Origin of the sequence: Curtobacterium sp. L6-1 (genome assembly GCF_018885305.1) — a bacterium.
GTDB classification, from domain to species: Bacteria; Actinomycetota; Actinomycetes; order Actinomycetales; family Microbacteriaceae; genus Curtobacterium; species Curtobacterium aetherium.
Genome location: NZ_CP076544.1, coordinates 2,891,961 through 2,904,920, shown reverse-complemented (window position 1 = coordinate 2,904,920; position 12,960 = coordinate 2,891,961). Strand labels below are relative to the sequence as shown.

Here is a 12,960-nt window from a genome sequence, read left to right as displayed (position 1 = left end):
GCAGTTCCCGGGACAGGAGGGTTGATGCATATGCCCCGGCACGCAGAAGGCGCGCGAGACAACCTGCCCATCGTAGCGGACGGCCTGGAGGCACGCCACCGTCGAGTGGATCAGCCCTCGTCGCGGGACGCCCACCAGGTGCGGAGGCGCGCCTCGGCGTCCTCCGGCCCGAGCGGCCCCTCGTCCATGCGCGCCTCGAGCAGGAAGCGGTACGCCTCGCCCACGGCCCGCCCCGGCGGGATGTCGAGGATGCGCATGATGTCGTCCCCGGAGAGGTCGGGACGCATGGAGTCGAGTTCCTCCTGCTCCGCGAGGACGGCGATCCGGGCCTCCAGGTCGTCGTAGGCGAAGCCGAGCCGGTCCGCCTTCCGGCGGTTCCGGGTGGTGACGTCGGAGCGCGTGAGCTCGTGCAGCCGCTCGAGCTGGTCGCCGGCGTCGCGGACGTAGCGGCGGACGGCCGCGTCGGTCCAGGCGCCCTCGGTGTACCCGAAGAACCGCAGGTGCAGCTCGATCAACCGAGAGACCGCGGCGATCGTGTCGTTGTCGAAGCGGAGGGCGCGGAGCCGCTTCTTGGCCAGCTTCGAGCCGACCAGGTCGTGGTGGTGGAAGCTCACCGCGCCGCCGGGCTCGAGCTTCCGCGTCGCCGGCTTGCCGATGTCGTGCAGCAGGGCGGCCAGGCGCAGCACGGTGTCCGGGGCGTCCCCGGGGTGCCGCTCGGCCTCGTACCCGATGGCCTGGGTGAGGACGGTGAGCGAGTGCTCGTACACGTCCTTGTGGTGGTGGTGCTCGTCGATCTCGAGCCGCATCGCGGGCAGCTCGGGCAGGAAGCGCTCGGCGATCCCGGTGTCGACGAGCAGCCGGACCCCTCGACGGGTTCGGAGGTGTTCAGGAGCTTCACGAGTTCGTCCCGCACGCGCTCGGCGGAGACGATGTCGATCGAGTCGGCGAGCTCGGCCATGGCGTCGCGCACGTCGTCGGACACGGTGAAGCCGAGCTGCGCGGTGAAGCGGGCGGCACGCATCATGCGGAGCGGGTCGTCCCGGAACGAGATGCGGGCGGCCTGCGGGGTGGCGAGCCGACGGGCGAGCAGGTCCTCGACACCGCCGTGCACGTCGACGAGTTCGCGCTGGGGGAGTCGGAGCGCCATCGCGTTCACGGTGAAGTCGCGGCGGAGCAGGTCGTCCTGGATGGTGTCGCCGAACGTGACCTCGGGCTTGCGGGTCTCGCCGTCGTAGACGTCGCTGCGGTACGTGGTGATCTCGACCTGCTCGCCCCGGACCAGTGCGGCGATGGTGCCGAACTGCCGGCCGACGTCCCACGTGGTCTTCGCCAGCGGTCCGACGATCGACAGGATCGTGTCCGGACGGGCGTCGGTGGTGAAGTCGAGGTCGGTGACGGGACGGCCGAGGAAGGCGTCGCGGACGGGCCCGCCGACGAGGGCGAGCTCGTGACCGGCAGCCGCGAACGCCCGCGCGAGGACGTCGACGGTGTCGGTGGCTGCGAGTGCGTCGAGTCGCTCGACGGCCTGGGCTACGGACTGCATGACGCCGTCGATCATCCCAGATCGTGGCGTCGAGCACCTGCGCGCCCGCCTGCCGCCATGGTCCGCCCTCGTACACTCGTCGTGGCCCGCTCCGACCAGGGCCCTCTCACATGCAGACACTCCGTACCGTGCTCGCCGCCGCCGCGACCGCTCTGGTCACCGCCGGACTGGTCGTCGCGCCAGCCGCCGGGGACCTCGCCGGCGCCGCGACCACCACGACGCCGGCCGCCCCGTCGCCCGCCCAGACCGGCACGACCTCGGTGGAGCTGACGCCCACCGGGCGTGGTGTCCTCGAGCTCGGTGACGACCTCTCGCTCTCCCTGACGGTGACGAACGACACCGACACGGCCCTGCCGCCGGGGGCCGCGGACCTCCACATCAACCGGTCCGTCGTCGGCACGCGGGACATCCTCACCGACTGGCTCGGCGACACCACGACGGACGGGTGGACGGGCCCGACGATCGACGAGGTCGAGGTCCCCGAGGTTCCGGCGCACCGGTCGGTCACGATCAGCTCCATCTCCGTGCCGTTCGCCGACGTCCGGCTCGGCACGCTCAACCCGTTCGGCGCCCGACGCATCGCGGCCTCGTACGTCGCGGGCTCGACCCTCGCCGTCGGCCGCTCCGCCTTCACGTGGAACCCCGCTCTCGACCACGCCCCGGTCGACGTCGCCGTGGCCATGCCCGTCACCGTCCCCGCGACCGACGACGGCCTCCTGCCGGCCGGCACCCTCGCCGCCGACACCGCCGTCGACGGCACCCTCACGAAGCAGCTCGACGCCGCGGAGGGGCACAGCGTCGCCCTCGCGGTCGACCCGCGCATCATCGCGTCCATCCGGATCCTCGGCGACGACGCCCCGAGCTCCGCGACGGCCTGGCTCGACCGGCTGGAGGGCCTCCGGAACGAGAAGTTCCCGCTCGCCTACGCCGACGCGGACGTGGCCGGTCTGCGGCAGGCGGGGTCGCCCGGCATCGCCGCGCCGATCTCGTTCGACCAGGCGATCGCCGCCGCCGTCGACGCCGACCGCTTCCCCGGCGCGACCCCGAGCCCGACCGTCGCACCCACGGACGGCGCGACCCCAGGCGTGACCGGTACCGATGCGAACGGTACCGACGCGACCGCCCCGGCCACGACCCGGGACAGCACCGGTCGGGGCAGCGCCTCCGCCCCGACCGACGACGGCACGTCCGACGACGGCACGTCCGACGACGGCACGTCCGGCAACGGCACGCCCGGCGACGGCACGGGCACCGGCGACCCCGGGGCCGACGCACCGAGCACCCTCCCCACGTCCCAGTCCCTCGTCGACTTCCCCTGGACGCTCGACACCGTCGCCTGGCCCGCCGAGGGCGGCGTCGCCTCGGACGACCTCGGAGCCCTGCGCGAGGCCGGCTACCGCTCCGCCATCGTCTCGAGCGGCAACACCTCGGCCGGCGGCAGCACCACGATCGCCGCGTCCGAGAAGATCGGCGGCACCCAGGCCCTCGTCTCCGACCAGGCGATGTCCGACCTGCTGCAGGACGCCGCCACGGCCACCGACGGCCGGGCGTACTGGAAGGCGATGACGAAGCTCTCCGCCACCCTCGCGACCGTCGCCGTCCAGGGCACCGCGAGCGGGCCGGTCCTCCTCACGCTCGACCGCACCTGGCCGACCGACTCCGCCCGCATCGACCAGGCCCTCAGCGCCCTCGAGAGCACCGCCTGGGTCTCCCCGACCGACTTCTCCACCGTCGTCGACGCCACCCCCGGTTCCCTCACCCTGCAGAGCAGCAGCGTCGGGGACGAGCGACTCGACACGCTCCGCCGCCTGGTCCGGTCCGAGCAGGACCTGACCGACTTCGCCAGCGCCGTCCAGGACCCCGCGACGGTCACCGCCCCCGCCCGCCTGACGACCCTCGCCGCCGCCTCGAACGCCTGGCGCACCGACACCACCGGCCTCGACGCGCTCGTCGACCGCATCACCGCGGCGAACGAGAAGACCATCCGCAGCGTCGGCATCGTCAACTCGAGCGACATCACGCTGCTCGGTGACCGGTCGTCGCTGCCGATCTCGGTCCGCAACCGCTCCGACCACCCCGTCACGGTCTTCCTGACGGTCACGCCGTCGAACTCGTTCCTGCGCATCGAGCGGAACGCCGTCGAGGTCACGATCCAGCCGCGCTCCTCGACCCGCACCACGTTCCCGGTGCAGTCGGTCGCGAACGGCAAGGTCGAGCTGTCGATGTCGCTCACCAGCGCCACCGGCGCCCGCATCGCCACGCCCGCGACCGTCGAGATCAACGTGCAGGCGCAGTGGGAGACCGTCATCACGGCCGTCGCCGCCGCAGCCGTCATCGCCGTCTTCGGCTTCGGCATCGTCCGCAACGTGCGCCGACGCCTCCGCCGCCGCAACGGCGAGGTCGAGCCCGAGGACGAGGACCCGAACCGCCCGCTCGAGGTGCAGCCCGCCGGCCCCGGCGAGACCGCCGCCACGACCGCGTCGGCCGCCGGCCCCGTGTCCGCTGCGGCTGCTGCCGGCCCTGCTGCCGCCACGACGGGGCGGACCACCGTCGCGCAGTCCGCCGCCGACACCCGGACGGGAGGCGCGACCCCCGTCCCCGGGGCGGCCACCGCCGTCGCCGCGGCCAGCTCCGGCACCGACACCGTCGGTGGGGACGGCGACCGTCTCGAGGACGCGATCATGCGTGCCGGGGTGACGGCGAGCCTCCCGTCCGACGACCGGGACGACGACCGCACCCGCGACGACCGTGGCCGGTCCGCGGACCGTCGCCAGCACGAGGAGCCGACCATCAGCGCCACCCCTTCCGCCGAGACCGCCGCCACCGCTCCGGAAGGCGGGCGGAACCTCGGGCGGGCGAGCGCCATGCTCGCAGCCGGCACGATGATCTCGCGGCTGCTCGGCTTCGCGAAGACGTTCGTGCTCGCGTACGCGATCGGTCAGACGAACTCGCCGTCGGCCGACGCCTTCGCGGTCTCGAACCAGCTGCCGAACAACATCTACGCGCTCATCGCCGGCGGTCTGCTGTCCGCGGTGCTCATCCCGCAGATCGTCCGCTCGATGAAGCAGGAGGACGGCGGCCGCGCGTACGTCAACAAGATCGTCACGCTCGGTGCCACGGTCTTCGTCGTCATCACGATCGTCGCGACCCTGCTCGCACCGGTGCTCGTCCGCCTGTACTCGGCGCAGGCCCACGACGGCAAGGGCTTCTCGCCCGCCACCACCGACCTCGCCGTGGCGTTCGCCTTCTGGTGCCTGCCGCAGATCCTCTTCTACGCGGTGTACTCGCTGCTCGGTGAGGTGCTCAACGCCAAGCAGGTGTTCGGGCCGTTCACCTGGGCGCCGCTCATCAACAACGTCATCGCGATCTCGGGCCTCGTCGTCTTCATCGCGCTGTTCGGCACCCGCACGGTGAACGCCGGCACCGACGACTGGACCCCGGTGAAGATCGCGGTGCTCGCCGGCAGCGCCTCGCTCGGCGTCCTCGCGCAGGCCGCGTTCCTGCCCTTCTTCTGGAAGCGCGCCGGCCTGACGTTCCGCCCCGACTTCCGCTGGCGCGGCGTCGGCCTCAAGGCCACGGGCACCGCCGCGGGCTGGCTCTTCGCGATGATCCTCGTGACGCAGCTCGCCGGGATCGTGCAGTCCCGCGTGGCGTCGCTCGGCTCGGGCAACGCCGGCAACGCGGTGCTGCAGAACGCCTGGCTGCTGTTCATGCTGCCGCACTCGATCATCGCCGTGTCGATCGCCACCGCGTACTTCACGCGGATGAGCCACGACGCCGACCGGGGCGACCTCGACGCCGTCCGCCGCAACCTGTCGCTGTCCCTGCGGATCGTCGGCCTGTTCACGGTGTTCTCGAGCGTCGCGCTCATGGTCGTCGCGGTGCCGTTCGGACGGATGTTCTCGAGCACGTTCGAGGGCGCGCTGTCCATCGGCGGCGTGCTGCTGGCCTACATGCCCGGCCTGGTGCTGTTCAGCATGCTCTTCATCATCCAGCGGGTGTTCTGGGCGATGCACGACCACCGGACGCCGTTCCTCATGCAGCTCGTCCAGTCGGGCCTCTTCGTGGTCGGGGCCCTCGCGGTCACCACGCTGCCGGGTGACGTCATCGGCCTGGCGGTCGCAGCGTGCACGACCGTCGCCGGTTCCGCCCAGACCGTCGTCGCCCTCGTCATCGTCCGCCGCCGGTTGCACGGCATCGAGGGGCCGATCGTCACGCGTTCCCACCTGCAGTTCGTGGTCGCGGCACTCGTCGCGGGCGCGGTGGGTCTGGTCGTCGTGAACTTCTTCGGCGCCTTCCGCGAGGACGGCTTCGCGATGGCGGACTTCACGAGCGCGGTCATCACCGTCGTCCTCGGCGGGGTCGTCATGGTGGCCGTGTACTTCGGCGTCCTGGCCCTCCTCCGCAACGCCGAGGTCCGCAGCGCCGTCGACCTCGTCCGCGCCCGTCTCGGCCGCTGATCCGCGTCCCGTCGCTCACGGCTGCCGGGGAATGTCCCGTCGCTACCATGGGTTCTCCCGGTAGCACGCAACGGAAGGGCAGTCATGCGCGAGCTCATCATCATCGGTTCCGGCCCCGCCGGGTTCACGGCCGGCATCTACGCCGCGCGCGCTGAGCTGAAGCCGCTCATCGTCGCCTCGAGTGTCGAGACCGGCGGTGAACTCACCAAGACCACCGAGGTCGAGAACTTCCCGGGCTTCCCCGAGGGCGTCCAGGGCCCCGACCTCATGATCAAGATGCAGGAGCAGGCCGAGAAGTTCGGCGCCGAGGTCCTGTACGACGACGCCGTCTCGGTCGACCTCACCGGTCAGGTCAAGAAGGTCACCGTCGGCTCCGGCGAGACCTACGAGGCCCTCTCGGTCATCTACGCCACCGGCTCCGCCTACCGCCACCTCGGCCTCGCCGACGAGGAGCGCCTGTCCGGCCACGGTGTCTCGTGGTGCGCCACGTGCGACGGCTTCTTCTTCCGCCAGAAGAACATCGCCGTCGTCGGCGGCGGTGACTCCGCCATGGAAGAGGCGACGTTCCTCACCCGCTTCGCCGACAAGGTGACGGTCATCCACCGCAAGGACTCCCTGCGCGCGTCGAAGATCATGCAGGACCGCGCGATGAACGACCCCAAGATCGCGTTCGCGTGGAACAAGGAGGTCACCGGCATCACGGGTGACTCCGCGGTCGAGGGCGTCACGCTCAAGGACACCGTCACCGGCGAGGAGTCCTCGATGGCACTCGACGGCCTGTTCATCGCGATCGGCAACGACCCGCGCACGCACCTCGTGCACGGGCAGCTCGAGATCGCACCCGAGGGCACGCTCGCGGTCGAGGGTCGTTCCTCCCGCGCGGCCGGCGTCCCCGGTGTGTTCATCGCCGGCGACGTCCTCGACCCCACCTACCGCCAGGCCATCACGGCTGCCGGTTCGGGTGCCGTGGCCGCCCTCGACGCCGAGAAGTACCTCGCCGACCTCGACCACGGTCTCACCGACCAGGCCGAGGGCGTCACCCCGACCGAGGCGATCATCGACGTCACCGCCCGGGTCTGACCCCGGCGCGGCCGACCGGGGGAATGCCCCGCCGGCCGACCACGTTCCCCTCACCGAACCGACTTCCGTCGAAGGAGCAAACATGTCCAGCGCCAAGGCCGTCACCGACGCCACGTTCGAGGCCGAAGTCCTCAAGTCCGACAAGACGATCCTCGTCGACTTCTGGGCCGAGTGGTGTGGCCCGTGTCGTGCGGTGTCGCCGATCCTCGACCAGATCGCCGCGGAGCACGCCGACAAGATCGAGATCGTCAAGCTCAACGTCGACGACAACCCCCAGTCGGCGATGAACTACCAGATCACGTCGATCCCGGCGATGAAGGTGTTCAAGGGCGGCGAGGTCGTCAAGACCGTCATCGGCGCCAAGCCGAAGCCGGCCCTCGAGGCGGACCTCGCCGACTTCCTCGCCTGAGGAACCGGCACAGCGGGAACCGCGCACAGACCCGGACGCCCCGTCCTCCATTCCATCGGAGGGCGGGGCGTTCGCCTGTCCGGAGGCCCGTCCCAGGTCCGCCGACGCGGCGGACGCTGGGTGGGCCTCCAGGCCGGTGCCAGGCCACGGATCGGCGATCGGCCCGTGACACGCAGCGACGGATGCCCGGCTGCATGTCGTACTGTGGCGAGAACGACCGAGTGGAGGAAACTCGATGACGAACGGCAACAGTCTCGATCCGTGGTACGACTCCTACGCCCAGCGCACCGCCGGGCTGAGCGCCTCCGAGGTCCGAGCTCTGTTCGCCGTCGCGTCGAGGCCCGAGGTGGTCTCGCTCGCGGGCGGCATGCCCTACGTCTCCGCGCTGCCGCGTGAGCTCGTCACCGGCTCCATCGACCGCGTCATGAACGAGGACGCTGCGATGGCGCTGCAGTACGGCGGGGGACAGGGCCTGCGCTCCCTCCGCGAGCACATCGTCGACGTCATGAGCCTGGAGGGCATCCGTGCCAGCGCCGAAGACGTCGTCGTCACCACGGGGTCCCAGCACGCCCTCGACCTCGTGACGCGCCTGTTCATCGACCCGGGCGACGTCGTGCTGGCCGAGTCGCCCTCGTACGTCGGCGCGATCGGTGTGTTCCGGTCGTACCAGGCCGAGACCGTCCACGTGGCGACCGACGAGCACGGGTTGGTCCCCGAGGCACTCCGCGAGACGATCGGCCGTCTGCGGGCCGCTGGCAAGCGGATGAAGTTCCTGTACACGATCCCGAACTTCCACAACCCGGCCGGCGTCACGATGAGCCGCGAGCGCCGCATCGAGGTGCTCGACATCTGCCGCTCGAACAACATCCTGGTGCTCGAGGACAACCCCTACGGGCTGCTCTGGTTCGACGAGCCCGCACCCCAGGCCATCCGGTCCATCGACGACGAGGGGGTCGTGTACCTCGGGTCGTTCTCGAAGACCCTGGCACCCGGCTTCCGTGTCGGGTGGGCCCTCGCACCGCACGCCATCCGCGAGAAGCTCGTCCTCGCCAACGAGTCGGCCGTCCTCGCGCCGAACTCGTTCGGTCAGTACGTCGTCAACGCCTACCTCGACGCCGCGGACTGGAAGGGTCAGGTCGACTCGTTCCGGGGGATCTACGCCGAGCGCCGCGACGCCATGCTGTCCGCGCTGGGGGAGTTCCTGCCCGACCTGCGGTGGACCGTCCCGAACGGTGGCTTCTTCGTGTGGCTCTCGCTGCCGGACTCCCTCGACTCGAAGGGCATGCTGCCCCGCGCGGTCAAGGAGCTCGTCGCCTACACACCGGGCACGGCGTTCTTCGCCGACGGCCGCGGGGCCGGCAACATCCGCCTCTCGTTCTGCTACCCGACGCCGGAGCAGATCCGGGTCGGCGTCAAGCGGCTCGCGACGGTCGTCAACGACGAGCTCGAGCTCGTCGAGACCTTCGGGCCCGCGACACGACCGGCCACCACGGTGAGCACCTCGACCGTCAGCTCGCCGCCGCCGAACCTGTCCTGACCGGGCATTTCCGTACCTCCGTGCATCGCCGTGCACGGTGACGCAGACCCCTCGTGGAGGAACAACCCCATGGCCGAGTTCGCCCGCCGTCACGTCGTCGTCGTCGCTGGGGGCATCTCCCACGAGCGTGACATCTCGCTCCGATCGGGACGCCGTGTCGCCGACTCGCTGGCCGGGTACGGCTGGCAGGTCGACCTGCGCGACGCGGACGCGTCCCTCCTGCCGGCCCTGACCGACGATCGACCCGACGTGGTCTGGCCCGCACTGCACGGTGCCTCCGGCGAGGACGGCGCGCTCCGCGGCATCCTGGAGGCGCTCGACATCCCGTACGTCGGCTCGCGGTCCACCTCGGCCCGGCTCGCGTGGGACAAGCCGACCGCCTCGGCGCTCGTCTCCCGCGCCGGCGTCCGGACCCCGCGGTCGGTCACCCTGTCGCACGACGTCTTCCGCGAGCTCGGCGCCGTGGGCGTCCTGCAGGCGATCGCCGCAGAGCACCCGGTACCGCTCGCCGTGAAGCCGGCCCGCGGCGGCAGCGCCCAGGGGGTGACCCTGGTCGAGCACGCGGACGACCTGCCCCGCGCGATGGTGTCGGCGTACACGTACTGCGAGGACGCCGTCGTCGAGCAGCTCATCCGTGGCACCGAGATCGCCGTCGGCATCATCGACACCGGCGACGGCCCCCTCGCACTGTCGCCGGTGGAGATCGTGCCGCGCAACGGGGTGTACGGGTACGAGGCTCGGTACAACGCGGGGGAGACGACGTTCTACACGCCGGCTCGCCTGCCCGAGGAGCAGTTGCGTGCAGCCTCTGCGGCAGCCGTGCTCGCGCACCGGGCGCTCGGGCTGCGGCACGTGTCGCGTGTGGACCTCATCGTGGACGGGGCGGGGACGCCGTGGTTCCTCGAGGCCAACGTGCTGCCGGGGCTGACGGAGACGTCGCTCGTGCCGCAGGCGCTGTCAGCGTCGGGGTTCGACCTCGGGTGGACGTACGCGGAGCTCGCGGAGCAGGCGATCCGGGACCACTCGGCCTGATCCGTCGGACGTTCCACGTGGAACATCCCCTGATGTCGAACGGAAGACTGACCGCCCTCTGCTGATGGCCGCCGTGGGACGTTGCTCGTGCGGGAGAGGGTTCCGTCCGATCGTCGTGCAGAGGCGGCCAGGGGAGCGCGGCGGTAGCGCTGTCCTCCGGGCCCTGAGACGGCCTCCTGGGCCACGGAGCCCCTCGGGCGAGCGTCGGGCGTCTCCCCTTCGTCTGAGGCCGTCCTGACGCACTGTGAGCGCTTCGGGGCGGCACCAGACTCCGCGGGCGAAGCGGGCGACTGCGCCCGATGCGAGCTGGCCGTCCTGCAGGCCCAGCGGGAGGGTCCGCTTCACGAATCCGCTGCAGTGGACAGGAGCGGCTCCGCTGGCTTTCCTCAACCAGGAGCGGCTTGACTCAGAGTCGGAGCGCTGCGGGTCGCCCGTGCAGGCATCGCCGCAGTCGATCATGTACGTGGCGGCGTGGTCCTTCTCGCGACCGTGGCCGCCCCGATAATTCGCCGAACAGCCGGACAGCCGGATATCGGCTCGGGGTAGATCCGCTATCTGGCCGGGCGATCTCGCCAGAGGGCGCCCGCCTTCCGGCTTGCGGCCGCAGATGCTCCGTGACCTCGTACCGTGCCTCGGGCACTCGCTCGCGCCCCGGCCGCCCACGATGGTCCTATCGCGATGTGAGCTCTCGGCAGCCGGCAGTCTGGGCCCCGCCAGGATCGCGGACCGCCAATCGCCCGCCCAGGAACCAGCCGACCGCGACAATGTCCCCGCGACGACCCCGACGCAGAAGTCGGCCTGAGCGCGCGGCGTCTCTCGCGCACCGCACTGCCGACCGTGGTCATGCTCCGCCGCCGCTCCAGGACAGGTGGCACTGGTCCTGCTCCGCGTCGACCGATACCGGTTCTTCACGGAACGGAGCGTGTGTCGCCTCGGGCTACACCGTCGAGACCCGAGGGAGCGAGTGTCATCCGTTCGCTCCGTCACGTCGGCGGCTCAGCCCTGATCGGCGACTGCAGCGGGCCGACCATCGCCCTCCCGACCGTCGCCATCCCGGCGACCCCGATCCCTGCGCTGATCGCTCCGTTCCCCCGCAGCCCGAGCACCGTGCCCTCAACGTCCGAGCCGCTGACACGACGATCGCTTCCGACTCAGAGTGGCGCCCGTGCGATGCCTGACCCCGGCACGGTGTGCGATCCAGACACCCACGCTGGGCAACTCCGTCAGAGTTCCGCCTGACTGCGCTCCGGCTGCACAGCGCAGTCGCCCTAGCCGTCGGGGCTGAGGCCTCGGGGAAGCCGGTTCCACGTGAAACATTTTTGTCTGGCCGACACCTCCACCCGACTGCGGGCCCGCATCGCGGGAGCTTCCGCTACCCGGACCTCTCGCGAGGGATCTAGCGAGCTCCACGCCGCTGCTGCGGCCAGCGACTCGCGCACCCGGCGCTCTGCGCAGGAGGCTTCGGCAAGCACAGAAGGTCTGGGGGGAGCTGGGCAGTGCGCTCTCAACCCATGGCTACCCGCGGAGCCGTAACTTCGCGGCGAAGTCGGGGCAACGCCGCCCTCTCTGCGAGGGGGCGATGCTCCCGCGTGGCATCCACCCCGGCAGGGTGCCTCGTGGGCGTCTAGCTGGGCCTTCCAAACAGGTTTCACGTGGAACATCGGCCCGCTCTTCCCGCCGCGGAAGCTGCCCACCGGCCACGAGATGGGTACGGAACCTCAACCAGCCCTCCTGAGCCGGCAAAAAGCGGACCCCGATGCCGACGCTTCCAGATTCATCCATCTCGCCAGAACTGCGCTCACAGGGTCCTGCAACGAGTTCAGCAGGAGAGATGGCACTGTCCGCACAGGGAGATGCGACCGGACCTCGGCATCCAGCGCTCGGTACCGATGCCCGGGCGACAGCTCTCCAGTGAGCGGGCGACACATCTGTGCGCAGTTCAACGACAGGGCACATCTCGGGGACCCCGATCGGCCGGCCGGCGCTGAGCTGACGGGCGCGCGGGCCGGACAAACGTTGGGCGGCGCGCGGGGCGGACAGAACACACCGGGTGGCGCGCGGGCTGACGAACATCCGGCGGCGCGCAGGAGGGGCCAAACGTCGGGCGGCGCGGCGGCGGACGAACATCCGGCGGCACGCAGGAGGGGACAGACACCGGGCTGCGCGCAGGGGCAGTCAAACGTCCGGCGGCACGCAGGAGGGGACGGACATCCGGCGGCGCACGGGGCGGACGAACGTTCGGCGGCGCGTGGGAGCGGCCGAACGACGGGCGGCGGGGACGGGCCGTAGTCGAGGATCGCGGATCGGCGATCGCCGATCGCCGCTGACCATCACCGCGGAGCGGCACCGGTCGGCGGTTAGCGGGTGCCGGGTACCACGAGTCCGACGATGAGTGCTGCGTGCCACGGGTCCGGTGACGGGGGAGCGCGGCTCCGATCGACTGTGAACGACTGTGGGCAGAGGGTCGAGTGGCAAGCGAGGAGAGACCCCCGTCGGGCCGCGGTCGCACACGCACGTCGTGGTGATCAGACGACGGGACGACGAGGTGACCGGACCGGAGGCCGCCGAGCGAGGAACGAGCGGTCCGACGCAGGACCACTCGCCGATCAACGGAGCCGGGACACAGGTGAGCTACCGAGCGATCATCCACAGAGCTTCCGTGTGCTGCAGATCACGCGGGGCCCTGTCCACCGAGTCGCTACGGGGCGCCGAGCGGGCCTGTGGCTCAGCTGACGACACCGTTCCGACTGCAACCCTGGTCCTTCTGGAGTGCCGACGACCGTCATCCGCTGACGGCGCACGCTCAGCGGTCGGGTGGAGACCGCCTGTCGAGGACGGCCTGGACATCAGGACCAGCGCCGCGGCCGTCAGCGCTCCTGGTTCCGCCAGCGCGTGCTGC

5 protein-coding genes and 1 pseudogene are annotated in these 12,960 nt (G+C 71.2%); 5 read left to right on the top strand and 1 reads right to left on the bottom strand.

All coding sequences use genetic code 11. The features are described 5' to 3' along the window. Positions 1–110 precede the first annotated feature (110 nt). A pseudogene (locus tag KM842_RS13425) lies at positions 111–1,543 on the bottom strand (CCA tRNA nucleotidyltransferase). A gap of 110 nt (positions 1,544–1,653) precedes the next feature. On the opposite strand from KM842_RS13425, the gene KM842_RS15890 reads away from it, so the two are divergent. The 5 genes from KM842_RS15890 (at position 1,654) to KM842_RS13400 (ending at position 10,061) form a co-directional block, all read left to right on the top strand. Beyond that, the gene (locus KM842_RS15890) at positions 1,654–6,003 is read left to right on the top strand and encodes a DUF6049 family protein (protein ID WP_253206135.1); all 4,350 of its coding nucleotides are present in this window, start codon (positions 1,654–1,656) and stop codon (positions 6,001–6,003) included. 84 nt (positions 6,004–6,087) lie between these two features. Beyond that, a complete protein-coding gene (gene trxB, locus KM842_RS13415; protein ID WP_216259121.1) occupies positions 6,088–7,083 on the top strand; it encodes a thioredoxin-disulfide reductase in 996 nt (331 codons plus the stop codon). An 82-nt stretch (positions 7,084–7,165) separates the two neighbouring features. Continuing rightward, a complete protein-coding gene (gene trxA / locus KM842_RS13410; protein WP_110902894.1) occupies positions 7,166–7,492 on the top strand; it encodes a thioredoxin in 327 nt (108 codons plus the stop codon). A 235-nt stretch (positions 7,493–7,727) separates the two neighbouring features. Further along, positions 7,728–9,029 carry an aminotransferase-like domain-containing protein gene (locus KM842_RS13405; RefSeq protein ID WP_216259120.1) on the top strand — a complete coding sequence of 434 codons (1,302 nt, stop codon included), beginning with the start codon at positions 7,728–7,730 and terminating at the stop codon, positions 9,027–9,029. A 69-nt stretch (positions 9,030–9,098) separates the two neighbouring features. Further along, positions 9,099–10,061, top strand: coding sequence for a D-alanine--D-alanine ligase family protein (locus KM842_RS13400; protein WP_216259118.1), 963 nt, complete (start codon positions 9,099–9,101; stop codon positions 10,059–10,061). Positions 10,062–12,960: the final 2,899 nt, after the last annotated feature.